23 protein-coding genes are annotated in these 25,684 nt (G+C 64.8%); 8 read left to right on the forward strand and 15 right to left on the reverse strand.

Annotated features, from left to right (window positions below):
* Window positions 1-15 precede the first annotated feature (15 nt).
* The 6 genes from mbhE to GGQ64_RS17590 all read right to left on the reverse strand — a co-directional run bounded on the left by mbhE (window position 16) and on the right by GGQ64_RS17590 (window position 3,391).
* Complete coding sequence (mbhE, locus tag GGQ64_RS17565; RefSeq protein WP_183806614.1) at window positions 16-714, reverse strand: hydrogen gas-evolving membrane-bound hydrogenase subunit E; 699 nt, start codon at window positions 712-714, stop codon at window positions 16-18.
* Window positions 711-1,058: a monovalent cation/H(+) antiporter subunit G gene (gene mnhG / locus GGQ64_RS17570; RefSeq protein WP_183806615.1), complete on the reverse strand. Its 348-nt coding sequence runs from the start codon at window positions 1,056-1,058 to the stop codon at window positions 711-713. Before mnhG ends, mbhE begins: the two co-directional genes overlap by 4 nt.
* A 3-nt stretch (window positions 1,059-1,061) precedes the next feature.
* Window positions 1,062-1,310 (reverse strand): hydrogenase subunit MbhD domain-containing protein, encoded by a 249-nt coding sequence (locus GGQ64_RS17575; protein WP_246422744.1) that lies wholly within the window; start codon window positions 1,308-1,310, stop codon window positions 1,062-1,064.
* Between the two features lie 2 nt (window positions 1,311-1,312).
* Window positions 1,313-1,573, reverse strand: a complete 261-nt coding sequence (locus GGQ64_RS17580) for an MrpF/PhaF family protein (protein WP_183806616.1) — start codon at window positions 1,571-1,573, stop codon at window positions 1,313-1,315.
* Window positions 1,566-2,099, reverse strand: a complete 534-nt coding sequence (locus GGQ64_RS17585) for a Na+/H+ antiporter subunit E (protein ID WP_343059505.1) — start codon at window positions 2,097-2,099, stop codon at window positions 1,566-1,568. Before GGQ64_RS17585 ends, GGQ64_RS17580 begins: the two co-directional genes overlap by 8 nt.
* Before the next feature lie 140 nt (window positions 2,100-2,239).
* Entirely contained in the window at window positions 2,240-3,391 is a 1,152-nt protein-coding gene (locus GGQ64_RS17590; protein ID WP_183806617.1) for an alpha/beta hydrolase, read from the reverse strand.
* A 262-nt stretch (window positions 3,392-3,653) separates the two neighbouring features.
* Here GGQ64_RS17590 and GGQ64_RS17595 point away from each other — a divergent pair, with 262 nt between their 5' ends.
* The 5 genes from GGQ64_RS17595 to GGQ64_RS17615 all read left to right on the forward strand — a co-directional run bounded on the left by GGQ64_RS17595 (window position 3,654) and on the right by GGQ64_RS17615 (window position 12,288).
* Window positions 3,654-5,084: a basic amino acid/polyamine antiporter gene (locus GGQ64_RS17595; protein ID WP_183806618.1), complete on the forward strand. Its 1,431-nt coding sequence runs from the start codon at window positions 3,654-3,656 to the stop codon at window positions 5,082-5,084.
* 249 nt (window positions 5,085-5,333) lie between these two features.
* Entirely contained in the window at window positions 5,334-6,767 is a 1,434-nt protein-coding gene (locus tag GGQ64_RS17600; protein ID WP_183806619.1) for a basic amino acid/polyamine antiporter, read from the forward strand.
* Window positions 6,768-6,786: 19 nt separating this feature from the next.
* Window positions 6,787-8,031 (forward strand): arginine deiminase, encoded by a 1,245-nt coding sequence (arcA, locus tag GGQ64_RS17605; protein WP_183806620.1) that lies wholly within the window; start codon window positions 6,787-6,789, stop codon window positions 8,029-8,031.
* Between the two features lie 67 nt (window positions 8,032-8,098).
* Window positions 8,099-9,202 (forward strand): efflux RND transporter periplasmic adaptor subunit, encoded by a 1,104-nt coding sequence (locus tag GGQ64_RS17610; protein ID WP_183806621.1) that lies wholly within the window; start codon window positions 8,099-8,101, stop codon window positions 9,200-9,202.
* Window positions 9,199-12,288 carry an efflux RND transporter permease subunit gene (locus tag GGQ64_RS17615; protein ID WP_183806622.1) on the forward strand — a complete coding sequence of 1,030 codons (3,090 nt, stop codon included), beginning with the start codon at window positions 9,199-9,201 and terminating at the stop codon, window positions 12,286-12,288. The genes GGQ64_RS17610 and GGQ64_RS17615 overlap by 4 nt, the downstream gene beginning before the upstream one ends.
* Before the next feature lie 103 nt (window positions 12,289-12,391).
* On the opposite strand, the gene GGQ64_RS17620 is transcribed toward GGQ64_RS17615, so the two are convergent.
* The 3 genes from GGQ64_RS17620 to GGQ64_RS17630 form a co-directional block, all read right to left on the reverse strand.
* Entirely contained in the window at window positions 12,392-13,573 is a 1,182-nt protein-coding gene (locus tag GGQ64_RS17620) for an AraC-like ligand-binding domain-containing protein (protein ID WP_183806623.1), read from the reverse strand.
* 483 nt (window positions 13,574-14,056) lie between these two features.
* Window positions 14,057-15,499 (reverse strand): Na+/H+ antiporter NhaC family protein, encoded by a 1,443-nt coding sequence (locus GGQ64_RS17625; RefSeq protein WP_183806624.1) that lies wholly within the window; start codon window positions 15,497-15,499, stop codon window positions 14,057-14,059.
* A 370-nt stretch (window positions 15,500-15,869) separates the two neighbouring features.
* Entirely contained in the window at window positions 15,870-16,883 is a 1,014-nt protein-coding gene (locus tag GGQ64_RS17630) for a zinc-binding alcohol dehydrogenase family protein (protein ID WP_183806625.1), read from the reverse strand.
* A 103-nt stretch (window positions 16,884-16,986) separates the two neighbouring features.
* On the opposite strand from GGQ64_RS17630, the gene GGQ64_RS17635 reads away from it, so the two are divergent.
* Entirely contained in the window at window positions 16,987-17,367 is a 381-nt protein-coding gene (locus GGQ64_RS17635; protein WP_183806626.1) for a winged helix-turn-helix transcriptional regulator, read from the forward strand.
* Between the two features lie 46 nt (window positions 17,368-17,413).
* Here the strand turns inward: GGQ64_RS17635 and GGQ64_RS17640 are convergent, their stop codons facing one another.
* Window positions 17,414-18,127 (reverse strand): 4'-phosphopantetheinyl transferase family protein, encoded by a 714-nt coding sequence (locus GGQ64_RS17640; RefSeq protein WP_210300297.1) that lies wholly within the window; start codon window positions 18,125-18,127, stop codon window positions 17,414-17,416.
* A gap of 221 nt (window positions 18,128-18,348) precedes the next feature.
* On the opposite strand from GGQ64_RS17640, the gene GGQ64_RS17645 reads away from it, so the two are divergent.
* Window positions 18,349-18,822 (forward strand): hypothetical protein, encoded by a 474-nt coding sequence (locus tag GGQ64_RS17645; RefSeq protein WP_183806628.1) that lies wholly within the window; start codon window positions 18,349-18,351, stop codon window positions 18,820-18,822.
* A gap of 94 nt (window positions 18,823-18,916) precedes the next feature.
* Complete coding sequence (locus GGQ64_RS17650) at window positions 18,917-20,059, forward strand: AI-2E family transporter (RefSeq protein ID WP_183806629.1); 1,143 nt, start codon at window positions 18,917-18,919, stop codon at window positions 20,057-20,059.
* Window positions 20,060-20,087: 28 nt separating this feature from the next.
* Here GGQ64_RS17650 and ppk2 read toward each other — a convergent pair whose 3' ends face one another.
* The 5 genes from ppk2 to GGQ64_RS17675 all read right to left on the reverse strand — a co-directional run bounded on the left by ppk2 (window position 20,088) and on the right by GGQ64_RS17675 (window position 25,684).
* Window positions 20,088-20,918 carry a polyphosphate kinase 2 gene (gene ppk2 / locus GGQ64_RS17655; protein WP_183806630.1) on the reverse strand — a complete coding sequence of 277 codons (831 nt, stop codon included), beginning with the start codon at window positions 20,916-20,918 and terminating at the stop codon, window positions 20,088-20,090.
* Between the two features lie 4 nt (window positions 20,919-20,922).
* Complete coding sequence (locus GGQ64_RS17660; protein WP_183806631.1) at window positions 20,923-22,653, reverse strand: SulP family inorganic anion transporter; 1,731 nt, start codon at window positions 22,651-22,653, stop codon at window positions 20,923-20,925.
* 88 nt (window positions 22,654-22,741) lie between these two features.
* Entirely contained in the window at window positions 22,742-23,899 is a 1,158-nt protein-coding gene (locus tag GGQ64_RS17665; RefSeq protein ID WP_183806632.1) for an HlyD family secretion protein, read from the reverse strand.
* Window positions 23,899-24,240: a DUF3302 domain-containing protein gene (locus GGQ64_RS17670; protein ID WP_183806633.1), complete on the reverse strand. Its 342-nt coding sequence runs from the start codon at window positions 24,238-24,240 to the stop codon at window positions 23,899-23,901. The genes GGQ64_RS17665 and GGQ64_RS17670 overlap by 1 nt, the downstream gene beginning before the upstream one ends.
* Before the next feature lie 397 nt (window positions 24,241-24,637).
* Window positions 24,638-25,684 carry a glutathione synthase gene (locus GGQ64_RS17675; protein WP_183806634.1) on the reverse strand — a complete coding sequence of 349 codons (1,047 nt, stop codon included), beginning with the start codon at window positions 25,682-25,684 and terminating at the stop codon, window positions 24,638-24,640.

The raw sequence follows: 25,684 nt of genomic DNA on the forward strand, positions 1-25,684 counted from the left end.
CCCCTCCAGCGCCGCTCAGTTTCGGAAGCGATCGATGATGACGCTGAGCTCCGCCGCCACCTTGATGCCGAGAAGTGCGGAGATCAGCGGGATGGCGCCCGCGCTGACGAAGGCGCCGAAGGTGCCGCGCGGCAGAATGTGGCTGTCGAGGAAGCCGCCGGCGAAAAACAGGCCGAGAATGCCGAGCGTCACGTAGAGGACGCCGGCGAGCGACTCCGTCACGCTCAGGAACCCGTGGTCCAGCACGACCGATGGCCGGCCCAGGACCAGAAGAACGACGCCCGAGGCGACGACTGCGCCGCCCTGGAAGCCGCCGCCCGCCGAAAGGTGGCCGTTGACGATGACATAGGCACCGAACAGGAAAGCGATCGGAAGGACGACCTGCGCACCGTTCACCACCAGTTCGCTCGGCGGCCGGGCCGGGCGGGCCGTGACGGCCGCCGGGGAGGTGCTCCCGCCGCGTCCGCCGGAAAGCAGCATGCCGACGCTGGCAGCGACCATGAACAGCACGGCGACCTCGCCCAGCGTGTCAAACCCGCGATAGGTGATGAGGATGCCGGTGACGACATTGGCGGCACCGAGGTCGGCGGGAACCTGCTCCAGATAGCGCATGGCAAGCTCCGACGGCGCGGTGCGTTCGCTGTAGCCGACGGCGAGCCCGGCAAAGACTGCGCCGAAGAGGAAGACGACGATTGCGGCCCACACCCTCGTCATGACGATCCGCTCTTTTCGGCGCGCGCGGCGTTGCGCTCAGTCAGCGCATCCACGACCGTCGACGGGGCCATGGGAATGCGGATGGCATGGGCGGCGCGGGACAGGGCATGCGACGACAGCGGGTTCGTCAAAAGCACGAAATAGGCGACGACCAGGAGCTTCAATGCCCAGTCGGGATGGTAGAAGCCGAGCCCCGCCAGGACCAGGATGTTGCCGAGGGTGGACGCCTTGGTCCCCGCCTGTATGCGCGTATAGGTGTCGGGCATGCGCAAGAGGCCGACACCGGCGGAGAAGTGGAAGAATGCGCCGGCGAGAATGATGATGCTGCCGATCGTCTCCGCCACCGCCTAGTCCTCCCTTCCCGCGCTCGTCCTGCGGATCGCATGGAGAAAGACCAGCGTCGATAGCCCCGCACCGATGGCCGCTTCCGCCATGGCAACATCGGGGGCCGCGAGCAGCACGTAGGATACTGCCGCAAACAGGCTCGCAAGGCCCGAGCTGACCATCGCCGCCGTCACGCCGCGCAGCGTCACCGCCAGCAGCCCGCTGACGATGATGCCGGCGCAGATCAGGATGACGAACAGTTCCTGCAGCATGCCTACCGCCCCCTTTCCAGGAAGCGTGCGACGGCGAGCACGGCGAGGAAGCTCAGGAGCCCATAGACCAGCGCCACGTCGAGGTAGACGAAGCGCCCGGAGAGATGGGCGTAGAGCGCCACCAGCGACAGCGAGATCACCGTCAGTGTATCGATCGCGACCACGCGGTCCACGAGCGTGCGGCCGAGGATCAGCCGCAGCACGGAAAACAGGATGCTGAGGAGGATCAGGACGCCGGCAAGCATGAGGATCGCGTCAGCCAAAGACCTTCCCCAGATGCTTGTCGAATGCCCCGGCGATCATCTCGGTCGCCTGCTCCGGATCCGTCGTCCTGACGTCCAGCCAGTGGATGAACAGGGCGTCCTCGTCGATGTCCATCACCAGCGAACCGGGCGTCAGCGCGATCGAATTGGCCAGCGCCAGGCGGCCGATCGGCGATCGGAGCCGCAGGTTGATCTTGACGATCCCGGGGTGGATGTCGATGCGCGGCGCGTAGACATAGCGCAGCATGTTGAGGTTCGCCTTCACCAGTTCGATGACGAAGACGCCAGTGTAGGCGAGGAAATGGAAGAGCGTCCCGGGCGTCAGAAGCACACCACTCCAGACCGCGGTTCGCGTCGTGAAGATCCAGGCGATCGCGGTCGCAGCCAGCAGCCCGACGAAAAGGATGGCGGGTGCTACGGAAGCGTTGAAAACGATCCAGAGGGCCAGGAGAAGGAGCCACAGTCCCGCAAATCCCCTCGGCAGAGCGGCATTCGCGCGCTGGCTCTCTTCCTCGACCGGTGACACGGGCCATTCACTCCGCAAAAGCGATTTCAAGCATGCGCACGCACTGCGACGATGCGATCATGATGCACGCGGCAACATCGTTGTACATGGCATAGCGTCCCATTCGACGCCCGCCACGACACCTGGAAATGGTGGCTCGCCTATCGGGCCGGCGGGACGGCGGCGAGCCTGCCGATCAGCCGCGCCGGCAGGAAAACCGTAAGCGACGTGGCACCTTCGACGGCCGCGGCGCTGGCGGCAAGGGCGGTGGGCGACATCGCCGTCTGCTCGTCTTCCAGCGTGGCGCGCATGAGGCGGCTGTTGTCGATCAGTTTCATCAGCGTCTCGGAACTTGCAAAGACGCCGTGGCTGCCGCCATCGATATCGGAGACGTCCAGAACGGTGATGCCGCGCGATTGCAGGAACGCAATGTCGGATCCGCTGCCGACGCGCGGATGACCGCCCGCGATCCGGCGGGAAAACCCGAGTGCACGGTCGCGACGCGATACGATGATGGTGAATGGCTGGGGCAGCGTGCCGATGTCGTCGGCCTGGCTCTGGAAGGCGTCGATGTCGATGTCGGGGGCGGCGAGGACCACGCCGCCGAGCCGCTTCAAAGTGCGCCCCCTGCCGCTCATCGCGAGGTCCCTGAGGGCTTCCATCACGACGTAGGCGCCCATGGAATGGCCGAGAAGCACGATCCTGGTCGCCTTCGTCTGGGCGGCGATCTCGATCGTCTCGGCAAGCCCGACGCGGCCGACGATGGCGCTGTCTCGATCGAACACGTAGAGCGGAATGGAAGCGCCCGACGGCCAGGCGTAGTGCACGGAAACAGACCCCATCTCGTAGTCGTGGGTGAGCTGCGCGTTGCGGAACAGGCTCTCGGCGATATTGTTGTTGTAGCCGTGGACGAAGATGAAGATCTCGCGACTTTCGGGCTTGCGCTTTTCCAGGGCCGCGTCCAGCGCATCGATGAACGCCCGGCGGTCGGCGATGGGCGCGTAGGCCAGCGCGGTGAAGTGGCGGGCGGGATCGGGAACGCGGCCGCTCGTCTCGACACGGCCCGGCCTGTGGCCCGCGGGGATGCCGATGTCGAACTCCGCAAAGGCCAGCTCCTGCGAACGCCCGGCGGAATAGGGCAAGGCGGGATTATCCGACCGCTCGCGCGACGTTGCCAGGTAGATCGGCACGACGGCCGATGAGGCCCCGCCCGTTGCGCTGCCCGGCAGGCCGGTGACGGCCCGCGGCCCGCCGCAGCCGGCCAGCGCGGAGACAATCAGGAGAAATGCAAGCGCGCGGTTTGCTGGTATCATCGGGCCCGGCTTCTGGTCACACCAAAACCTTAGAGCATCCCGCCGGCCGCTCGGCAACTGGGGTGGTGCGCGATGTGACGGATCCGCCGTTCCAGGGCCGTCGAACGGCCGGCCTGCGGACACAACGGTCGCGCCTGTATCGGCCATGTGAGACTCCAGGCCAATTCTGCGGGACCCTCAGCCAATTACACCGCGTGATCGATGTTGCAGGATCGCCAAAACAGTTTCAGAATCACTTGGTTGCAGTCAGGGATTGAATTGCATGGCGCCGGGTTCGCCGCAGAAATTCTCGTTGTGGACACTGACGGCGATGGTGGTCGGCTCGATGGTCGGCGCCGGCATCTTCTCGTTGCCGCAGGCGTTCGGACGGGCGACCGGCCCCTTCGGCGCACTGATCGCCTGGACGATAGCGGGCGTCGGCATGCTGATGCTGGCCTTCGTCTTCCAGACGCTGTCGCGGCGCAAGCCCGATCTCGACGCCGGCATCTATGCCTACGCCAAGGCCGGTTTCGGCGACTATCCCGGCTTCCTCTCCGCACTCGGCTACTGGTCGGCTGCCCTGCTCGGCAACGTATCGTACTTCATCCTGATCAAGTCGACGCTCGGGCTGTTCTTCCCTGTCTTCGGCGATGGAAACACGGTTCCCGCCATTGCCATCTCCTCGGTCCTGCTGTGGCTCATGCATACCCTGATCCTGCGGGGCATCCGCGAGGCGGCAGCGCTGAACACCATCGTCACCTTCGCCAAGATCATCCCGATCCTGCTCTTCATCGTCTTCGTCGGCCTCGGCTTCAAGGCCGACGTCTTCGCGGCCAATTTCTGGGGCGGGGAGGAGGTCAGCTTTGCGACGGTCGCGGGCCAGGTCCGCGCGACCATGCTGGTGACGGTATTTGTGTTCGTCGGCATCGAAGGCGCCAGCGTCTACTCGCGCTACGCCAACAACCGCAACGATGTCGGCATCGCCACAGTCCTGGGCTTCCTCGGCGTACTCTGCCTGCTGGTTCTGGTGACGATCCTGTCCTATGGCGTGCTGCTGCGGCCGGATCTCGCCGCCTTGCGCAATCCCTCCATGGCGGGCGTGCTGCAAGCGGTGGTGGGGCCATGGGGTGCCGTCTTCGTCAGCGTCGGCTTGCTGATCTCGGTGGCCGGCGCCTATCTTTCCTGGGTTCTGCTCGCCGCCGAAATCCTCTACTCCGCCTCGAAATACCAGACGATGCCGCGCTTCCTCAGCCACGAGAACAGCCAGGGTGTTCCATCGAACGCGCTCTGGCTGACGAACATCGCGGTCCAGATCTTCTTGATCCTTACGCTGTTCACCCAGTACGCCTTTCGCCTGGCGCTCGAGCTGACGAGCTCGATGATCCTGATCCCCTATTTTCTCGTCGCGGCCTATGGCGCAAAGCTCGCCTTCAGCGGCGAGACCTACGGCCGGGATCCGGCTGCCCGGCGCACCGATCTGGCGCAGGCGGCCATTGCCGCGGTCTATACGGCCGGGCTGATCTACGCGGCCGGCGCCCAGCATTTGCTGCTCACCACCGTCATCTATGGCCCTGGTACGATCCTCTACATCATAGCGCGCCGCGAACAGGGAAAGCGCATCTTCACCTTCCCCGAACTGGCCCTGTTCGTGCTTGCCGCGCTCGGCGCCTGCGTCGGGATCTATTCGATCGTAACCGGCGGCATCGCCGTCTGAGACATGACCGCCCGCGGCTGCATCCCGCGGACGTGAGCAAACGAAATAAATCGCCGTACCAGGCGTATAGTCATAGCCCGCATACTCTCCGTGCTCTTTTTGTGCGGCCCGGCAATTCTGAACGCACAGCATAGTTTTGGGATTCTGTGCTCATCACAGTGGTTGATATTGCGCATAATAATTTCAACAGGTGCCACCGGTCCCGAGCGAGAATCATCGGGAAAATTGAGGCACTTATCGGGGGAAACGATGGCTTCGCAATCGACGCAGAAACTCTCGCTGTTCGCACTCACGGCCATGGTCGTGGGATCCATGGTCGGCGCGGGCATTTTCAACCTGCCCGGCCGCTTCGGCGCCGCCACCGGCCCGTTCGGCGCCATGATCGCCTGGGCGATCGCGGGCACTGGCATGTACATGCTGGCGCGCGTCTTCCAGGCGCTCGCGGAGAAACGTCCAGATCTCGATTCGGGCGTTTTCGCCTATGCCAAGGCCGGCTTCGGCAACTACGTAGGCTTCCTGTCGGCCTTCGGATATTGGCTCGGCAGTTGCCTCGGCAACGTCTTCTACTGGGTGCTGATCGGCTCGACGCTCGGGCGCTTCTTTCCCGATCTCTTCGGCGACGGAAGCAGCACTATTGCGATCATCGTGTCGCTGATCGGCATCTGGATTTTCCATTTCATGATCCTTCGCGGTGTCGAGCAGGCGGCGTTCATCAACACCATCGTCACGATCGCCAAGATCGTTCCGATCATCGTCTTCATCCTGGCGCTGGTCTTCGTCTTCAACTATGCGCAATTCTCCGAGAACTTCTTCGGCGGCCCGGGCATGCCAGAGAAATCGTTGATCGCACAGGTGCGCGACACCATGCTGATCACCGTGTTCGTCTTCCTCGGAATCGAGGGCGCGAGCGTCTATTCGCGCTTTGCCAAGGAGCGCTCGGATGTCGGCAAGGCGACGATTCTGGGCTTCGTCGGCGTCACCGGCCTGATGGTCGCGGTCACGCTTCTGCCCTATGCGGCGCTGCCGCAGGCGCAGATTGCAGCGCTCCAGCAACCTTCGCTCGCCACCGTGCTCGAGGCGGTCGTCGGCCATTGGGGCGCCGTCTTCATCTCCATCGGCGTCCTGGTGTCGGTATTGGGCGCCTATCTCGCCTGGTCGCTGATCTGCGCCGAAGTCCTCTTCGCAGCAGCCAAGTCCCAGGACATGCCGAAGCTCTTCGCCGCGCAGAACGGGAACCGGGTTCCGGCCAATGCCCTGTGGCTGACCAATATCGTCGTGTCGCTGTTCGTGATCTCCACCTACTGGTCGCGGGACGCGTTCAATTTCATGCTCGACATGACGAGCGTCACCGCGCTGCTGCCCTACCTGCTGGTCGCCGGCTACGGCGTCCTGCTCGCCCGCAGCGGCGTGGGCTACGAGACCACGCCCGAGAAGCGCGGCCGTGACCAGGTCTTCGCCTGGATCGCGGTCGTCTACACGATCTTCATGTTCGCTGCCGCCGGGCTGAAATACGTGCTGCTCGTCGCCGTGCTGTTCGTGCCCGGCACCATTCTCTACTTCTGGGCGCGGCGCGAACAGAATTTGCAACTGTTCACCCCCACCGAACTGATCGTGTTCGCAATCACGCTGATCGCCGGCCTGATCGGGGCCTACGGCCTGCTGACCGGCATCATCACACCCTGAACAGAAAGGCAGAAACGTCATGACAACAGATACCCCGTTCGGCGTTCATTCCGAAGTAGGCCAGTTGCGCAAGGTCATGGTTTGTGCCCCCGGCCGCGCGCACCAGCGCCTCACGCCTTCCAATTGCGACGCGCTTCTCTTCGACGACGTGCTGTGGGTCGACAACGCCAAGCGCGACCATTTCGATTTCATGACCAAGATGCGCGACCGCGGCATCGAGGTCGTGGAGATGCACAACCTTCTCGCGGAGACGGTGGCGATCCCCGAGGCCAAGAAATGGATCCTCGACAACCAGATCGTTGCGAACCAGATCGGCCTCGGCCTCATCGACGAGGTTCGTTCCTACCTCGAGGGCCTGTCGAACCGCGAACTCGCCGAGACGCTGATCGGCGGGCTGTCGACCTTCGAGTTTCCCGAAGCCATCGGCGGCGAGCAACTGGCGCTGATCCGCGATGCGGCCGGCGTCAACGAATACCTGCTGCCGCCGCTGCCGAACACGCTCTATACGCGTGACACCACCTGCTGGATCTATGGCGGCGTGACGCTGAACTCGCTCTACTGGCCGGCCCGGCACGAGGAGACCATCCTCACGAGCTCGATCTACAAGTTCCACCCCGACTTCGCCGGCAAGGTCAACATCTGGTGGGGCGACCCGACCAAGGACTGGGGCCTTGCAACGATCGAGGGCGGCGACGTCATGCCGATCGGCAAGGGCAATGTCCTGATCGGCATGAGCGAGCGCACATCGCGCCAGGCGATCAGCCAGGTCGCAGCCGCGCTGTTCGAGAAGGGCGCCGCCGAGCGTGTCATCGTCGCCGCCATGCCAAAGCTGCGCGCGGCCATGCATCTCGATACCGTTTTCACCTTCGCTGACCGGGACTGCGTGCTGCTCTATCCCGATATCGTCAACGGCATCGAGGCCTTCTCCTATCGCCCCGACGGCAAGGGCGGGGTCGAACTCCACAAGGACAAGGGCACCTTCGTCGAGACGGTGCGCGACTCGCTCGCCCTGAAGAAGATGCGCGTGGTGGAAACCGGTGGCAACGACTACATGCGCGAGCGCACCCAATGGGACAGCGGCGCCAACCTCGTCTGCGCCGCGCCGGGCGTCGTCTACGCCTATGACCGCAACACCTACACCAACACGCTGCTGCGCAAGGAAGGCATCGAGGTGATCACCATCACCGGGGCCGAGCTCGGCCGCGGGCGCGGCGGCGGGCATTGCATGACCTGCCCGATCACCCGCGACCCGGTCGACTACTGACGGCACCAGCCAGAGCGTGCGCGCGGGCGGCCGCGCGCAGCACCTTTTCCGTCCAGACGAGGTTCCCATGACGCGCACGCTTTCCGCATCGAGAAAAGTCATCCTGCGCGGCCTGAGCCTGGCCGCAGCATTGCTCCTCGTTTCCGGCTGCCAGGGCGAGGACGAGCAGGCGGAACTGCCGCCGCGGCCGGTCAAGACGGTCACCGTTTCCTTCAACCCGGACGACACCTTCGGTTCACTGGTCGGCGAGGTCCAACCCAGGTTCGAAACAAATTTCAGCTTCCGCCAGGGCGGAGAGGTGCGCGAACGCACGGTCGATGTCGGCAATCTCGTCAAGACCGGAGACGTGCTCGCCCGGCTCGACAGCGAAGACCAGCAGGATGCCGTCCGCAAGGCTGAGGCCAACACCTTCGCCGCCCGGGCAAACCTGGAGAACGCCGCCCAGAACCGCGACCGGCTGCAGTCCCTCTATCCGCGGACGGCCACGCGGCAGGCGCTCGACGCCGCAATCGCCCAGGCGACCACGGCGCAGGCGAGCGTGGATGCGGCGGACGCGGCACTGCGCGTTGCCAACAACAATCTCGACAACCGCACGGTGATGGCCAATGCGGACGGCGTCGTCACCGCCGTCGGCGCCGAGATCGGGCAGATCGTCGGCGGCGGCCAGATGGTGGTCCGGGTCGCACGGATGGAGGAGAAGGACGCCGTCTTCCAGGTGCCCGAGAGCGCGATCCAGGCCGCCAGCCGCGACATGCGCATCGAGGTCCGCCTCCTCAGCAATCCACAGAGCACGACGGGCGGCCGCGTGCGCGAGATCTCGCCGGTGGCCGATCCGATCACCCGCAACTTCACCGTCCGCGTCGCCCTGGACAACCCGCCGGAGGACTTCCGCTTCGGCAGTGCTGTACGCGGCAGCGTCCGGCTGGCCGGAGATCCCGTCGCCCGCCTGCCGATGACCGCCCTGTTCAACCAGGGCAGCGGCTCGGCAGTCTGGATCGTCGATCCCGGCAACAGCACGACCAAGCTCGTGCCGGTCACGGTCCTTCGGTTCGAGACGCAGGACTTCCTGGTCACCAAGGGCATCGCCGCCGGCGACCACGTCATCGTCGCCGGCGCACAGCAATTGCGGCCGGGCATGGCGGTCCGCCTGCTCGAAGGAAGCCTTCAATGAGCGGCGGCTTCAATCTCTCCGAATGGGCGATCAAGCGCCAGGGCCTGATCGTCTTCCTCATGCTTCTCGGCGCGATTGCGGGCGCCCTGTCCTTCTGGAACCTCGGCCGCAGCGAGGATCCCGATTTCACGGTCAAGACCATGCTCGTCAGCGCGGCCTGGCCCGGCGCGACGATCGAGCAGCAGAGCGACCAGGTGACCGATCGCCTGGAACGCACGCTCCAGCAGGTGCCGTTCTTCTATTCGCTGCGCAGCCTGACGACAGCGGGTCAGTCCGTCATCTACGTTGTGCTGGAGGACTCGACGCCGCCGGCCGAGGTCGCGGAGGTCTGGTACCAAGTCCGCAAGAAGGTGGGCGACATCCGCCACACGCTGCCACCCGGCGTCGCCGGCCCGTTCTTCAACGATGAATTCGGCGACACCTTCGGCATCATCTACGGATTGACCTCCGAGGATTTCAGCGACCGGGAGTTACGCGACTGGGCCTATGAGGCGCGAAATCGCCTCCTGCAGGTCGAGAACCTCGGCAAGGTCGAGATGCTCGGCACCCAGGACGAGACGATCTTCATCGAATTCTCGACGCAGCGGCTGGCGAGCATCGGGCTCAGCAGCGCGACCATCATCAGCACGATCCAGGCGCAGAATGCCGTCCTGCCCGCCGGCACGGTGACGACCGACGCCGACCGCACCGTGCTCGAGGTCTCCGGCGACCTCAAGGACGAAAACGACATCCGCAACCTGAACATCCCGACCTCGTCCGGCTTCGTTCGGCTGGGCGACATCGCCAGCGTCGTGCGCGGCACGGTCGACCCGCCGCAGCCGATGTTCCGCATCAAGGGCAAGCCGGCGCTCGGCATCGCCGTATCCATGGCGAGCGGCGGCGACATCCTGGCGCTCGGCCGCAACATCGACACTGTGATGACGCGTTTCCAGAACGACCTGCCGATCGGCATCGAAATGGTGCAGGTCGCAAGCCAGCCGGCCGTCGTCAGCAACGCGATCCGCGGCTTCACCATTTCGCTTTTGCAGGCGATCCTGATCGTGCTCGGCTGCAGCCTCGTGGCGCTCGGCCTGCGCGCCGGTCTCGTGGTCGCCGTCTCCATCCCGCTCGTGATGGCGATGACCTTCCTGATGATGGAGATGACGGGGATCGCGCTGCAGCGCGTCTCTCTCGGCGCCCTCATCATTGCGCTGACGCTGATGATCGACGACGCCATGGTCGCCGTCGAGATCATGCTGGCCAAGCTCGAGGAAGGGATGGAACGCGTCCAGGCGGCATCCTTCGCCTACACCTCCACCGCCTTCCCGATGCTCGCCGGCACGCTCGTGACCATCGCGGGCTTCATCCCGGTCGGCTTCGCCCAGAGCGTTTCCGGCGAATACGCCCGTTCGCTCTTCCTCGTCATCGCCTATGCGCTGATCATTTCATGGCTGATCGCGGTGCTGCTGATGCCGATCATCGGGCTTGCGGTGCTGAAGTCGGGAACGGCGACCGACAGAAAGCCGGAGAGTGCGCTGATCGGCACCTTCCGCCGCCTGCTGCACACGTGCGTGCGGATGCGCCTTGTCGTGATCGCCGCAACCGTCGGGCTGTTCGTCGTCTCGCTGCTGGCTTCGGGGCTGATGAACAGGGAGTTCTTCCCGCCGTCCGACCGTCCGGAACTGATGCTGCAACTCGTGCTGCCGCAGAACGCCTCCATCCATGCCACCGAGGCCGCCGCGCGACAGGTCGAGGAGATCCTCGCCGGCGATGAAGACGTGGTCGACTGGAGCTTCTATGTCGGCTCCGATGCCATCCGCTTCTACCTGCCGATGGACATCCAGCCGCCCGCTCCGTTCCGTGCGCAGGCGGTCATCATCGCCAGCAGCGTCGAAGGGCGTGACGCCCTGCAGGCGCGGCTGCAGACGGAGCTGGACGAGAAGTTCCCCAACGTCGTCGCCCGGCTGTCGCCGCTCGAGATGGGACCCCCGGTCGGCTGGCCGGTCCAGTATCGCGTCGGCGGCCCCGATGTCTCGGGCGTGCGCGACCTGGCCTGGAAGGTGGCCGACGTGCTGGGCGACGTCCGCGGCGTCATCAACCCGAACCTCGACTGGAACGAGCCGATCCGCAAGATCGTCATCGAGGTCGACCAGGACCGCGCCCGCCTCGTCGGGTTGAACTCGTCGGCGATCGCGCAATCGCTCTTCGCCACCACGTCCGGCCTGCCGATAACGCAGGTTCGGGATGCGATCTACCTCGTCAACGTGGTCGCGCGGTCGGCGCCGGAGGAGCGCGCCAACATCGAGACGCTGCGGTCCCTACAGATCCCGATCGGCCCGAACCGCACCGTGCCGCTGGCAAGCATCGCCACGATCGAGTACCGGACCACCCAGCCGCTGATATGGCGGCATGACCGCGTCGCCACCATCACCGTCCAGGCCGACATGACCGAGGGCGTCCTGGCTGCATCCGCCGTCGAGGAAGCCGAGCCCCGGATCGAGCAGTTGCGCCGGGACAACCCGGGCTTCAGCATCGAGATCGGCGGAGCGGTCGAGGGTGCCGAGACCGGCATGGCCTCGGTGACCGAGATGCTCCCGGTCATGGCGATCATCATGGTCGTCATCCTGATGTTCCAGCTGCAGAGCGTCAATCGCCTGCTCCTGGTGTTCAGCGTCGTGCCTCTCGGGCTCATCGGCGTGGTGGCGATCATGCTGATCACCAATACGCCGGTCGGCTTCATCGCCGTGCTCGGCATGATCGCGCTCATCGGCATGATCATCCGCAACTCGGTCGTGCTGATCGACCAGATCGACAAGCGGATCGAGGAAAAGGGCAAGACCTGGCAAAGCGTCATCGATGCGACGGCCAACCGCGTTCGCCCCATCTTCCTGACCGCCGGCTCGACCATTCTCGGCATGCTGCCGATCGTGCGCGATCCCTTCTGGAAGCCGCTCGCCTTCACGGTGATTGGCGGCCTGATCGTGGCGGCGGTGCTGACGCTGATCTTCCTTCCGGCCCTCTATGTGGTCTGGTTCCGCGTGCCGCCGGAAGCCAAGGCAGAACCGGTGCCCGCCGACGAACGGGAGCCGGCGCCGGCATCCGCATGAGTGTCATGCCGGAACGTGGGAAAGTTCGGGGATGTGCCGGCGATCCATTCGCCGGCATGGATCGCAATCCGGAAGCGCCCGGAGTGCGGCGATGCCGCCCGCCTCAGGAAACCGCACAGGGGGCGGTTTCGGATTTCGCCCCGTTCTGCAGCCGCCACAGGAGCGCGCCGAGCCGCTCTTCCGGCGGAAGACTGGCCAGATTTGCATCGGCATAATTGGGCGACCCGATCCGCTGGCCCTTGCGAACCTCGCTGGGGCTGTAGCCGAATTCGCGCTTGAAGGCCCGGCTGAAATCGGCGCTGTCGAAGCAGCGCTGCTCGGCGATCTCGAGAATGCGGCGCTGCTCGCTCGGGTTCGCCAGTGCGGAATGGGCGTCGAGCAGGCGCCTGTGCTGGATGTAGCGATTGACGCCGCCCGCCGGTTCGAACAGGCGATAGAGGCGGGTGCGCGAGACCGCCAGTTCGCGCATCAGAAGCTTGGCGCTCAGCCGCGGATTGAACAGATTTATCTGCACGAACTGCCGCGCCCGCTCCTGCAGGCCGCCCGAAATCGCATCGCCTTCCTCCTCCCGGCTGTCGCCGGGCGGGGCCACGCAGGCCAGTATCATGTCGCGGGTGGCCGACATCAGCCTCGGCAGTTCATCGACCCGCATGCAGGTCAGCTGATGGGCGAGACCGATCATGAAGCTGGTGAACATGCGCCCCATGGCCGTGTCCAGCGTCGTGAACTCCGCCGCGTCCAGGATCCGTGCCATGTCGCGGCAGAAATCGCGGGGCACCCAGAGCATCAGCATCTCGCTGTCGGACACCGTGCCGTGGTACGGCTGCCCGAGCGAGTGAATCTGGACGATGCCGGGCCGCCCCTGGAAGGTTGCACGCTCCGTCGTCGTGGTGCACTGCCCGCTGAGCAGCAAGGTCATCACCCAGTGGTCGAGCGGATGGCACCGGACATGGCCCGGGTAGCTGGAAAAGCGCAACGCCCCCGTCTTGATGCGCGAGAAGCCGAGCCCGCCCAGGTCCCAGAGGATCTGGCTGCCCTGGAAATCCGTCCGCGCATCCTGCGTCACGTCGAGCATCGGCGCAAAGGAGCCGCGCCAGGCATCGAAGCGCTCGGCGACCGGCAGGTCATCGGTGGAGAAGGTATAGGTGGCGACCGACGGCGGCGTTGCAGTGCCGACGGGCGGCGGCGAAACCATGCCGGCGCGGAGCAGGCGTGAATGCAGGACACCAGGGTTGAAACCGGGATCGAAGGCTGGCGAAATGCTCACTCCATTGTCTGTACTCATAACAGAACTCCCATTCGCACGACGTCCAACTTCGTCTTGAGGTGAAGATGCGCGGAGGACTCGGCGGTCATTGCGAGTGACACCGGGCATCAAGGCGGAAAGCGCTTTCCCCTCTTTTACTGGTTGAGAACAATTGTTGATGCGTAGCGTCCGAACGGCAGGGCTCTGCCGCCAGGTCGGCGTCAGCGGGCGCTGGCCCAAACCTGCGTTGAGGACCGAAACATCAAGGGAAGGCTGCTATTCGCGTGAGACAATATCGACACTCCATGGTTGAAGAATCGCCCTTTCGGGTGGAACTTATGCTATGCACTGCTGCTTTCGATCATTCCTTGAACGGAGATCGACACGACTGAAATAGTCTTGCTGTAGCCGCGACGACAACACATCCGCGACTTTGTCTCCCCATCCTGATTTGAAGACTAGCCGGTAATTCGGTGCGTTTCAACTATAAGATGGGTCAGGTTATTCATATATCTCGGGCGCTTAGTCGGCAGCGGTCATGTTTCGAAAGGTCCTGATCCCGGCGAAGGCCACGGCGACGGCGATCAACGGGCTGACGATGCTGAAGACGGCATAGGGAAAATAATGGAAGGTGGAGACGCCGAGCGTCGCCGACATGTAGGCGCCGCAGCTGTTCCAGGGGATCAGGGCAGAGGTGGGCGTCGCCGCGGAGCCTACGGAACGCGACAGCACGATCGGCGAGAGGCCGCGGGCCTCGAACGCCCGCTTGAACATCCGCGCCGGCAGGACAATCGCCAGGTACTGGTCGGCCGTCGCGATATTGGTGGCGAAGATCGATGCCACAAGCGCCGAGACGAGCCCTCCCACCGATTTCACCCTGCTGATGACCGGCTCCACCAGGCGCTGTATCATCCCCGCCTTTTCGACGACCCCACCGAAAGCAAAGGCGGTGATCACGAGCCAGATCGTGTCGAGCATGCTCGACATTCCGCCGCGTGTCGCCAGGACATCGAGCGCCGGGTGTCCGCTGGAAGACACGTATCCGCCGGCCAGCGCCAGCCACACGCCCTTGATCTGGGCAAGCCAATACGGAACGGACCGGCCGGGATCGGCAAAGGCTGCCACGCGGTCCGGGGCCATGGCGACGGCCAGGACGCCGCCGGCCAGCGCGCCGATGAAGATGGTCGTGAACGGCGGCAGCCTGAACAGCGCCAGCACCACGACCACCGCCAGGGGGATGAACAGCAGTGGCGAAACGTTGAAAGCGCCTTCGATCGCCGAGACTTTGTCACTTGCGTCAAGTTCGCCGGCACGGCCGAAAAACCAGAAGACGGCGAGCGCGATCAACAGCGCAGGGATCGAGGTCAGCAGCGTCTCGCGCACATGGTCGTAGAGATCGACCCCCGCCACCCCCGCGGCCAGGTTCGCCGAATCCGACAGCGGCGAGGTGGTGTCGCCGAAATAGGCGCCCGAGATGATCGCCGCGGCCGTGATTGCCGGATCGAGCCCCATGTTCACGGCGATGCCGACAAGACCGATGCCGATGGTGCCCGCAACCGTCCAGGAACTGCCGATGCCGAAAGAGATGACGGCGCAGATGACGGCCGCGCTCATATAGAAGAAATTCGGGTTCAGCAGTTGCAGCCCGTAGTAGACCATGGCGATCAGCGTGCCGCTGAGCGCCCAGGTGCCGATGAGGGCACCGACGGCGAGGAGGATGAATATCGCGCCGATGCCGGACGCGACGCTGGCAGAGGCTGCTTCCCCGAGTTCATGGAGCGAATAGCCACGGCGGCGCGCCACCGCGACCGCGATCATGGTCGCAACCACGAGCGCGACCTGGTTCGGACCGGAGGCTCCCTCGTCGCCGAAGAGAAAGAAGGACAGCCCCACGAGGACGATGAGGCTCGCGATCGGGACGATGGCCTCGAAAAGTGACAGCGGTGGCTTCTGTTGCGTGGTCATGGCCAACCCCCGTTGCTCCCAACCAGACCCTGCGGCGGACAATCTCCCGGTGCATGCGAGAGCCCGCACATGGCGCTCGACCGATCGCCGACAGCCATGCCGCCTGCACCGGAGGTGCGCGAATGGCTGGTAATCCGCCCGTGTTGTCTCACTTGACGATCTGCAACGCTATGCGGCCGCGTCAGCGGCCCATGCCCTCATGCCCACACGTGCGGCGTGCCGGCCCCCGTGAAGGACCGACGCCTCCACAGGGACAGCCTACGCTATCACGGAGACCTCAGCAATGCGCGCCAGCGGCCTCACAGCACGCCGTCTTGTGTGATGCGGCCCGCAGGGCGAGCGCACGCTCGCCTCGCCCTGCCCGGTGCGGTCAGAAGCCCTCCAGAACGATCTTGCCCCTGGCCTTGCCGCTTTCCAGAACGGCATGCGCCTGCTTGAGGTTGGCGGCATTGATCGGTTTCAGCACCTCAGTCACTGTCGTCCTCACCTGTCCTTCATCGACGAGGCGTGCGACCGCGTTGAGCAGCTTGCCCTGCTCGTCCATGTCGGCGGTCTCGAAGATCGACCGCGTGAACATCAGCTCCCAGTGGATGGAAACCGCCTTCCGCTTGAAGCCGGTGACGTCGAGGCTCTGCGGATCGTCGATCAGGCCGAAGCGCCCCTGCGGCGCGATCAGCTTGACGATCTCGGCGAGATGGCGATGCGTCTCGGTCGTGGAGAACACGTAGGATGGCGCGCCGATGCCGAGCGCCTCCACCTGGTCGGCCAGCGGCTTGCCGTGATCGATCACGTGGTGGGCGCCGAGTTCCAGAACCCAGTCCCGCGTCTCCGGCCGCGACGCCGTGGTGATCACGGTCAGGTGGGTTAGAGCCCGCACCAGCTGGATCGCGATCGAGCCGACACCGCCGGCACCGCCGACGATGAGAATGGACCTGGCGGCACCGGCAACCGGCCTGCGGATATCGAGCCGATCGAACAACATCTCCCAGGCCGTGATCGCGGTCAGCGGCAACGCAGCCGCCTCGGCGTCGGAAAGCGTCTTCGGCGCGTGCCCGACGATCCGCTCGTCGACCAGGTGAAACTGGCTGTTCGCGCCCTGGCGGATCAGCGAACCGGCATAGAAGACGCGATCGCCCGGCTCGAACGACTGGACGTTCTCGCCGACCTCGACCACGCGGCCGACCGCGTCCCAGCCCAGAACCTTCCACTGGCCGGGCTCGGCCGAGACCCCCTTCCTGATCTTGTAATCGACCGGATTGACGGAAACGGCGGAGACCTCGACCAGGATGTCCCTGCCCGCGGCAGCCGGCCGTTCCAGTTCCACATCCACCAGCGCGTCCGACCGGTCCAGATCTCCTGCGGTCTTGTAGGCAACGGCTTTCATGACATTCTCCTTGAGACAAGTTGATATGCCACAAGGATGGGATTATGTTCGTCTGGACGCAATACGCACAAATAAAGCCTATAGTGCACAAAAGGATACTGTCATGGCCAAGGTCCGCCACAGCCGCTTCGATTGCAGTCCGGGTTGCTCGGTCGAGGTGGCGATCGGGCTCATAGACGGCAAGTGGAAGTCGGTGATCCTGTTTCACCTGCTGGGCGGCACACTCCGGTTCAACGAGATCCGCCGGCAAATTCCCGGCGTCACTCAGCGCATGCTGACCAATCAGTTGCGCGAACTCGAGCAAGACGGCCTCGTCGATCGCAAGGTCTACGCCCAGGTTCCGCCGAAGGTGGAATACAGCCTCTCGCCGCTGGGGCGGAGCATGGAGCCTGTCCTGCTGGCCTTGAAGACGTGGGGCGACGCGAACATCGGGCTCTACGGCAAGCCTGATGCCCTGCGCCAGGCAGACGTGAAGGCCGCCTGATCGGACCCTCGCTGCGGAGCTTTCAGGCGACCACGCCGGCATTTCACTATGAATTCGTGGCGAGACCGGCAAGGCCATGCAGGGCCTGTCGCAAATCGTCCGGATCGCGGCACCGAATGAGCCACAAGGGCGCCCCGTCCGTCGCTACCGCGAGCATGTGGCCGTCGTCGAGACGCAGCCAGCATCCATCGTATGTGCCCGAGGGAAGGCCGACACGGAATCCATCCGGCCGGCGCTCCACGGTGATCCGGTCGGGCGCGATCGACAGACCGCTGCCTTCCGCCTTCACGGCCGCCTCCTTGGCCGTCCACAGTTTCAGGAACTCGACCGTGCCGGGCGGCGTCGTTTTCAAAACCTCCTCCGGGGACAGGAAAGACGCGACGATCTCGCGCCAGAACGCTTCCGGCCTGTCAGCCTCCACATCGACGCCGACCCGTCCGGAACCGGACATACCGACGGCGATCCAGTCGCCGCTGTGGGACAGGTTGACGTCCACGCCCGGCACATCGACGAGAGCCGGCTTGCCGTTCGGCTCCCGCCGGAACGCGAGGCCTGCGGGGTCGCGAACCGTGGATGCCCCGATCGCCGCGCGCGCCAGCAGGTGCGCGGCCCTGCAGCGGTGCCTGTCCTCGTCGCGGACGAAGCCTGCGACCTGCCGCCGCTCCGCCCGGTCGAGCACGTCCCGGTCGCCGAGCAGGGCAAGTGCAGCCACGACCGGCACGGCGATGACCCAGTCGCCGCCCTTACTGTCGTTCCCCATGGCCGCGGCACCCTGCTCCTGCATTCCCTGTCGCCTCTTTGCACCGAACAGCAGGATACGGGGTCGGAAGTTGGCCGCAAGCACCTCGTTCGACGTACTCGCTCCAGGCCGGGATTGTTGGTATCATTTCGCACCGTCCGGCAGCGATATCGGGCCGATACCGCGGCGGCCCGGCGATCAGGATGCGTCATCTTTCCAATCAACATTCCAGGAGGTGCGCCATGAGCCAGAATGACAAGGCAGACACCGGCAGACCTGCCGTCCCCAGCGCCGATGACCTGCGCAAGAACATCCTCACGCAGCAGATGGCGGAGATGGACCGGGAGGACCAGATCAGGAAGCGCCAACAGGAGGAACTGTCGAAGTTCGCCGACGACTTCTTCCACAAGCATGTCGGCGAAGAGGAACGGGCGATCATTCGCAACGTCGTCATACGGGCGGTCAAGGAAGGCAAGATGGAGGCGCTGGTCTACAGCTTCCCGTCGAACTTCTGCAGCGACAGCGGCCGGGCGATCAACAATGCCGACCCGGACTGGCCGAGCACGCTCCAGGGCAAGGCGAAGGAGCTCTTCGATGCCTTCAAGGCCAACGCCCAGCCGAAGGGCTACCACCTGAAGGCCATGGTCATCAATTTCCCCGGCGGCGTTCCCGGCGATATCGGCTTCTACCTGAACTGGGAACCGCCGGTCGCCTGAAACATCGCAAGCGTCCCGTTTCAGCATGACGCCGCGCCTCGGGGGCGCGAGCGCGGATGGCATCTCGACCGCGGCAAGCGTCCGGAGGTGGCGCATGGACAAGAACATTGCCCCAAATCCCGCCGGGCAACAGGGCACGGGTGAAATCGAGACGAGAATCACCGACTTCGTCAGGCTCGGCATCGTCGGGCTTTTCGCTTACTGGTCGCTGAAGCTGGTGGCGCCGTTCCTGGTCATCATCATCTGGGCGGCGATCCTGGCCGTGGCCCTTTTCCCGGCATACCGGGCGCTCACCGTCGCCCTTGGCGGCAGCAAGCGGCTCGCCGCGATCACGCTGACTGCGCTCAACCTCGCTCTCATCCTGGGACCGCTCACGGCCCTGAGCCTCGGCTTTCTCGAGGCCACGGAGCATCTCGCCCGCAACCTCGACAAGGGCACGCTGCACCTTCCGAGCCCCCCGGCCGGCCTTCGCGAATGGCCGGTTTTCGGCGAGGACCTGTACCGGGCCTGGTCCCTTGCAGCCAGCAACCTGGCAGAGACCATCGATCGCTTCCAGCCCACGCTGATCAAGGCCGGCGGCGCCGTCCTCGGCAAGGTCGCGAGCATCGGCATGGGCCTTCTGGCCTTCATGGCCTCGGTGATCGTATCGGGCTTTCTGCTCGTGCCCGGGCCGCGGCTGGCGGAGAACACCAACCGCTTCGCTCACCGGATCGCAGGCGAACGCGGCGTAGGCTTCATCCGGCTCGCCACCTCGACGATCCGCAACGTGGCGAGCGGCGTCATCGGCGTCGCCCTGCTCCAGACGCTTCTGGCCGGGATGGTGCTCTATGGCTTCCACGTGCCCGCCACCGCCATTTTGACGTTCGTCATTCTCATTCTCTGCATCATCCAGCTCGGTCCGGGCCTGGTGCTGCTGCCCGTCATCATCTGGGGCTGGCTGTCGATGTCGACCGGGATGGCGCTGGCCCTGACCCTGCTTCTCGTGCCGATCGCAGTGATCGACAACGTCATGAAGCCGATCCTCGTCTCGCGCGGCCTGTCGACGCCGATGCTGGTGATCCTCACCGGTGTGATCGGCGGCACGATCTCCTATGGCCTGATCGGCCTGTTCCTCGGGCCGATCGTCCTCAGCGTGTTCTACGATCTGATCGTCGCCTGGGTACGGCATCCGGACGGCCCGCCGCCCCCGGTCGAGAATCCCGCGCCGATCGCCAGGGACCCGCCCATAGCACCGTGACGCAAAGGGCCCGCGGGCCTCAAGGGGATCACCACTCGATCTCGGGCACGACCTTTCGCGGGGCCTTGTCCTCGACATAGTCGTCGGGGCGCTTTTGACGCTTGCCAAGCTCGGGCTCATCGAACTTCACGCGCTCGTAGGGGATCGAATCGAGCAGATGCGAGATGCAGTTGATCCGTGCGCGCCTCTTGTCGTCCGAGGGCACGATCCACCAGGGCGCGTGCGCACTGTCGGTCATGCGGATCATCTCGTCATAGGCGCGCGTATAGTCCCACCACTTGCGGTAGGATTCGAGATCCATCGGGCTGAGCTTCCATTGCCGCACGGGGTCGTCGATACGCTGGTGGAAACGGCGCTCCTGCTCCGCCTCGCTGACGGTGAGGAAATACTTCAGCAGGATCGTTCCGCTTTCGACGATCGCCGCCTCGAAGCGCGGTGCCAGCTCCAGAAAGCGCCGGGCCTTCTTCTCGGTGGTGAACCCCATGACCCGGTCGACGCCGGCCCGGTTGTACCAACTGCGATCGAAGATGACGATCTCGCCGCCCGCCGGCAGGTGGGCGATGTAGCGCTGCATGTACATCTGCGTCTTTTCCCGATCGGTCGGCGCCGGCAGCGCCACCACCCGGAACACGCGGGGACTGACACGCTCGGTGATGCGCTTGATGACGCCGCCCTTGCCCGCGGCATCCCGGCCCTCGAAGATGACGGCAATGCGCGCGCCCGACTTCTTGACCCATGCCTGCAGGTGCGCCAGTTCCACCTGAAGGCGCGCCATCTGCTTCTCGTAGCTCTTCTTCCTGCTCTTCTTGTCCTCCGCCGGAGCGGAAGACGCTGCCCGTTCGCCCTTGTGCTTGCTCATCGCCTCATCTCCTCGGATTGACGCTAGCTTCCAGCGGCTGCCTGCTTTCGATTTCGTGGACCCGGAACGCCTGCAACACATCTTCGAGGTCGTCGAACACCCGATCGGTACCGATGCGGTCGATCACGCCGGCCCGCTCCAGGAGGATTCGCGCCTCGGCATGAACCTCGACGAGGCCGATCTGGACGTCTTGGTCCCTCAATTCCTGCCGGACCTCGTCGATCATCGCGGTCGCGGTGCTGTCCATCTGGGTGATGGCGCTTGCATCCAGGATAAACCAGCGTGTGCCCTGCGGAAGCTCCAGGATGATGGCGCGCAAGCGATCATGAACGTAGTCCGTGTTGAAGAACAGCAGGCTGCCCTCCAGCATCCAGACTACGAGGCCTGGAACGGCCTGCGCCTCGGCGCGCCGGTGCAGCTTGTAGAAGCCATCGCTTCCGGGAATGCGCCCCAGGAAGGCGTCGCGCGGGTACATCATGTTGCGCAACAGGTAGACGAGGGTGGCGGCGATGGCGATGACGACGCCGTTGAGGACACCCATGCTGATGGCACCCCACATGGTGATCAGCGCGAAGACGAACTCCACGCGATTGATCCGCCAGATCTGTTTCAGTTCGGCCATATCGATGAGGCTGATGGCGGCCGCTGCCAGGATCGCCGCCAGCGCCGCCACCGGCAGGATGCGCAGGGCATCGTTGAGGAAGAGCAGCGTCGCGATCAGCGCCAGCGCCGAGACCACGCCCGCGAGCTGCGACCGGCCGCCGACGGAAAGATTGATCGCCGTCCGGGAATCCGAAAAGCTGACGGGGAAGGCGCCGAAGAGCCCGCTGGCGATATTGACGCTGCCGAGGCCCGCGAGCTCCCGATTGGCGTCCACGTCCTCACCGATCCTGGCACCGAAGCTGCGCGCCGCGACGATGCCGGATCCGAAGCTGACGAGGAACACCGAGGCCGCTCCGAGGAGGAGGCCGTCAATCGGCAGGCTGGCGAGGGGAGGAAGCGAAAGAGTGGGAAAGCCGGTGGGAATATCGCCGACGACAGCGATCCCCCTTCCCTTGAAATCGAACAGCGCCGACATCGCGACGGCGGCTGCGACGACAACCACCGGGCCGGGCACCGGAAACCGCAGCGCCCTGGCCGCCTGCAGTACCGCGAACATGGCGAGCGCGAGCGCCACCGTCGGCCAATGGATGAGCGCCCGCTTCTGCACGAGTTCGATCAGCGGAGCGAGCAACCCGTCTGCCTCGATCCTAACACCGGTGAAGCGACCGATCTGGCCGATCAGGATCGACACCGAAATGCCGGCAAAGAAGCCGACGAGAATGGGGCGGGAGAGAAAGGTCGCGAGCACGCCGAGGCGCATCACCCTGGCAGCCAGGCAGAGCACGCCGACACCGATCGCCAGGGCAGCCGCGATCCCTACCCGGTCGACCCCGGCCGAGGCGGGCATTGCCGCGGCAATGGCCGTGATCGCAGCTGCAAGGACGGTCATCGTGGCCGCATCGGGACCGACGATCAGGCGTCGGGAATCGCCGAAGACGGCATAGGCGAGCGGCGCTGCAATGCTCGCGTAGATGCCCGTTTCCGGTGGAAGGCCGGCGATGGCGGGATAGGCGATCGCGCTCGGCAGGCCGACCGCCGCAATGGACAGTCCCGCCGAGATATCTCCGCGCAGCCAGGCTACCCTGTAGCCGGACAGTCCTCGGAACATCGGCAGGCCAAAGCTGTTGCTCATCGTTTCCGCCTGTTCTCGCCAAGCACCGGGTCACCGACTTCGCACACAAGACCGAGCGGTTGCCGCCGGTTGCGGGGCGCGGCCGTTTTCAGTGCTCGAGGAATACAAAGTTCATCCAGGCGCTCATCCGCAGCAAGACCTTGCGCAGGATCGCCACATGATGCCAGTGCTCGGTGTAGACGGCGACGTCCGCGACGACACCGCCCGGCAACTGGTAGGCGCTGAGGTCGTCCTGAATGTCTATCACGGCGAGCGTCTGTCCCGGATTGAGCCGTTCCGGCGCCTGGGGATCGATCAGCGCGCCTGTGGGCTGCAGCTGCCCCTGCGCCATGACGTCGATGATGTTGCCGACCCTGGCCTTGAAGATCCGGCCGGGAACGGCCTTGAACGACACTTCAGCCTCGTCGCCGACGCGAACGCGCTGGAGCGAATTCTGGATAAAGGCGGCGGCAAGGATGCGCTCTTCGCTGCTGATAAAGACCATGACCGGACGCAGCGGCAGGGGATTTGCCATCATGCCCGGACGCAGGAACACCTGGCTCACAGAGCCGTCGCTCGGCGCTCGCACCGTCGTCTGGTCCAGATCGAATTCCGCGTTGCGCAATTCCGCCTGCAGGCGGGCCACCGTGGGATTGATGCCGTTGATCTGCGATTCATAGGCGAGCCGCGCTTGCATGGCCTGCGCCTGGGCCGTGCCGACGGCCGCCTGCGCCGTCAGATAGGCGCCGCGGCGGTTTTCGACTTCGAGCTCCGAGACTGCCGTCTCGCCGGTGCGGGACTTCGAGCTCTCGAAAATCTCCAGATAGCGCTCGTAGCTCTGCTGGGCTCTGTCGCGCGATGCCTCCGTACCGGTAACGAGCGAGACCGCGCCGTCGAGCACGGCCTTCATCTGGAGCACCGACTGCTCCGCTTCCGCAAGCGATGCCTTCTTCTGGTCCACCGTGTACTGGTAGGGGCGCGGGTCGATGCGAAAGAGCACCTCCCCCTTTTTCAGCGGCACGTTCGTCTTCACCGGAACATCGACCACGATGCCGCCAACGGCCGGGATCACGGGCGCTGAGGTGAAGTAGATGCGGCCGTCCCCGGAATAGGGATGGTTGTAGCTCATGACCAGGAGAAGGGCCGATATCAGGAAGATCCCGCCGAGAACGGCGGTGGAAACGGTCCACTGGTTCACCGGAACCCGAAAGATCTTGAAGATCGCCACGCAGATCGCCGCATAGGTCAGGATGAGGAGAAGATCCATCAGGCGATCTCCCTCTGCCCGAGCTTTTCTTCCAGCTCGGCAACGCGGGCCTGCAGCCGGGCGACCTCGGCATTCGCCTGGATCTCGGATTGCAGCTTTCCGTCCCGGCGGATGCCCCATCCGCGATCCTCGCGATAGACCGTCGCCCAGATGAAGAGGAAGGGCCAGATGGCGTGCAGCGTGAACAGGCTGACCCAGCCGGCGACATGGATGGCGTCCTGATGCGGGTGCTTGCGCGACTTGGCGATCCTGTGCGGAATATCGTGAATGGCGATGATTCCGTAGAACAGTGTCAGCACGGTAAACAGCAGCACGCCGAGCGCAAAATAATCGAGAAACACGCCCAATCCTCCCCCCACAGGTCGCCGCGAACGCAGCGATATCAAGGCTTGCGTCGTACGCCTGGCATGCCTGCATCCTGGCCAGCCGGCTTGATTACGCTATCCGTCGGCGGGGCTTCCAGTTGGACCGGAAGGTCTCTCGTGATCTGCACGGCCTACGGCTCTCCCCAAAGCCAAGGCATATGCCGCCACAGGCGTGAACCCCTTTGTTTGAGGTATCTTACGTCAAGGGCGCGTCGTGATCCAATGATATCGCATCGGAGATGCGGCAGAGGAGAAGACGGGGCGACTGCCCCGAAAGCGAGGCCTCAGCACGCCTCCATTTCCTCTCCCTTTCGGGCAGTCCGCGAACCGCGCGGATGGCCGCCTTCAAGCGGAGGACCGGCTGCCGGTTACCCTAGAGGGTGGCGAGCATCCGGTTGGCGATCGCCCCCGCATAGGCGTCGCGCAGGGCGACCTTGTTTTCCAGTGCCTCGATGACAGTTTCGGCAAAGTCGACCTCGTAGAGGTCATGCATGATGTTCAGCCCGCCGGGCGTGAACACGTTGATCTCGAGGATCTTGTCGCCGACGATATCCAGCCCCACTAGGAACATGCCGTCCTCCACGAGCTTGGGCCTGACCGTCTCCGCAATGGCGAGGATCTCCGGCGTAATCTCGACCGCCACGGCCGTGCCGCTGGCGTGGATGTTGGACCGCACCTCGCCTTTCGCGGGAACTCTGCGGATCGCCGCATACTTGCCGTCCCGCTCGAGAGGCCGGCCGTTCATCAGGAACAGGCGGATATCCCCCTCCGTTGCTGCAGGCAGATAGTTCTGCGCGATCAGGTATCCCTCGCCGCTGACCGCCTCGAAGATCTGGTTGAGGTTCGTCTCGTCGGGTGAGCCGATCTTGAACACGTTCTTGCCGCCGGAACCCTGCAGCGGCTTCATGATCGCGCCCTTGGGATGCGCCTCGAGGAAGCCGCGGATTTCGTCGATGCTCTTCGATATCAGCGTCTCCGGCCGAACCGCCGGCGGGAACTCCTGGAAGTAGAGCTTGTTCTGCGCGAGCGACAGGCCGTCTGGGTCGTTGACGACGACGACGCCGCGGGCGGCGGCCAGGCGGCCGAACATGGCCCCCACATGGGCCGCCCAGGGCCGGGTGTCTGCATCGAGGGAGGGGTCGTTGCGCAGGAACACGACGTCGATATCGCCGACGTCCATCGTCTCGATGGCCGCCTCCTCGCCCTGCAGCGCGGCATGGAGGCTCTCGGCCTTCTTGTAGCGCTTGGAAGGTAGGGTGCGGCCGCGCACGCTCAGGCTGTCATCGGCGCGCAGCACGAAGTCGCCGGGCGTAAGGTAGCAGATGTCGTGGCCCCGGCTCAGGGCGGCGAGAGCGAGCCCGGTCGTGGTGTAGGTCGGGGTCTCCCCCTCGATCGAATTGACGAAAAAGGCGATGCGCAT

This window comes from Mycoplana azooxidifex, assembly GCF_014196765.1.
In the GTDB taxonomy this organism is placed as follows: domain Bacteria; phylum Pseudomonadota; class Alphaproteobacteria; order Rhizobiales; family Rhizobiaceae; genus Mycoplana; species Mycoplana azooxidifex.

Coding starts and splice junctions, on each gene's coding strand:
- mbhE (WP_183806614.1), bottom strand. CDS start 714: ATGACGAGGGTGTGGGCCGCAATCGTCGTCTTCCTCTTCGGCGCAGTC.
- GGQ64_RS17575 (WP_246422744.1), bottom strand. CDS start 1,310: ATGCTGCAGGAACTGTTCGTCATCCTGATCTGCGCCGGCATCATCGTC.
- GGQ64_RS17590 (WP_183806617.1), bottom strand. CDS start 3,391: ATGATACCAGCAAACCGCGCGCTTGCATTTCTCCTGATTGTCTCCGCG.
- GGQ64_RS17595 (WP_183806618.1), top strand. CDS start 3,654: ATGGCGCCGGGTTCGCCGCAGAAATTCTCGTTGTGGACACTGACGGCG.
- GGQ64_RS17600 (WP_183806619.1), top strand. CDS start 5,334: ATGGCTTCGCAATCGACGCAGAAACTCTCGCTGTTCGCACTCACGGCC.
- arcA (WP_183806620.1), top strand. CDS start 6,787: ATGACAACAGATACCCCGTTCGGCGTTCATTCCGAAGTAGGCCAGTTG.
- GGQ64_RS17610 (WP_183806621.1), top strand. CDS start 8,099: ATGACGCGCACGCTTTCCGCATCGAGAAAAGTCATCCTGCGCGGCCTG.
- GGQ64_RS17615 (WP_183806622.1), top strand. CDS start 9,199: ATGAGCGGCGGCTTCAATCTCTCCGAATGGGCGATCAAGCGCCAGGGC.
- GGQ64_RS17620 (WP_183806623.1), bottom strand. CDS start 13,573: ATGAGTACAGACAATGGAGTGAGCATTTCGCCAGCCTTCGATCCCGGT.
- GGQ64_RS17625 (WP_183806624.1), bottom strand. CDS start 15,499: ATGACCACGCAACAGAAGCCACCGCTGTCACTTTTCGAGGCCATCGTC.
- GGQ64_RS17630 (WP_183806625.1), bottom strand. CDS start 16,883: ATGAAAGCCGTTGCCTACAAGACCGCAGGAGATCTGGACCGGTCGGAC.
- GGQ64_RS17635 (WP_183806626.1), top strand. CDS start 16,987: ATGGCCAAGGTCCGCCACAGCCGCTTCGATTGCAGTCCGGGTTGCTCG.
- GGQ64_RS17640 (WP_210300297.1), bottom strand. CDS start 18,127: ATGGGGAACGACAGTAAGGGCGGCGACTGGGTCATCGCCGTGCCGGTC.
- GGQ64_RS17645 (WP_183806628.1), top strand. CDS start 18,349: ATGAGCCAGAATGACAAGGCAGACACCGGCAGACCTGCCGTCCCCAGC.
- GGQ64_RS17650 (WP_183806629.1), top strand. CDS start 18,917: ATGGACAAGAACATTGCCCCAAATCCCGCCGGGCAACAGGGCACGGGT.
- ppk2 (WP_183806630.1), bottom strand. CDS start 20,918: ATGAGCAAGCACAAGGGCGAACGGGCAGCGTCTTCCGCTCCGGCGGAG.
- GGQ64_RS17660 (WP_183806631.1), bottom strand. CDS start 22,653: ATGAGCAACAGCTTTGGCCTGCCGATGTTCCGAGGACTGTCCGGCTAC.
- GGQ64_RS17665 (WP_183806632.1), bottom strand. CDS start 23,899: ATGGATCTTCTCCTCATCCTGACCTATGCGGCGATCTGCGTGGCGATC.
- GGQ64_RS17675 (WP_183806634.1), bottom strand. CDS start 25,684: ATGCGCATCGCCTTTTTCGTCAATTCGATCGAGGGGGAGACCCCGACC.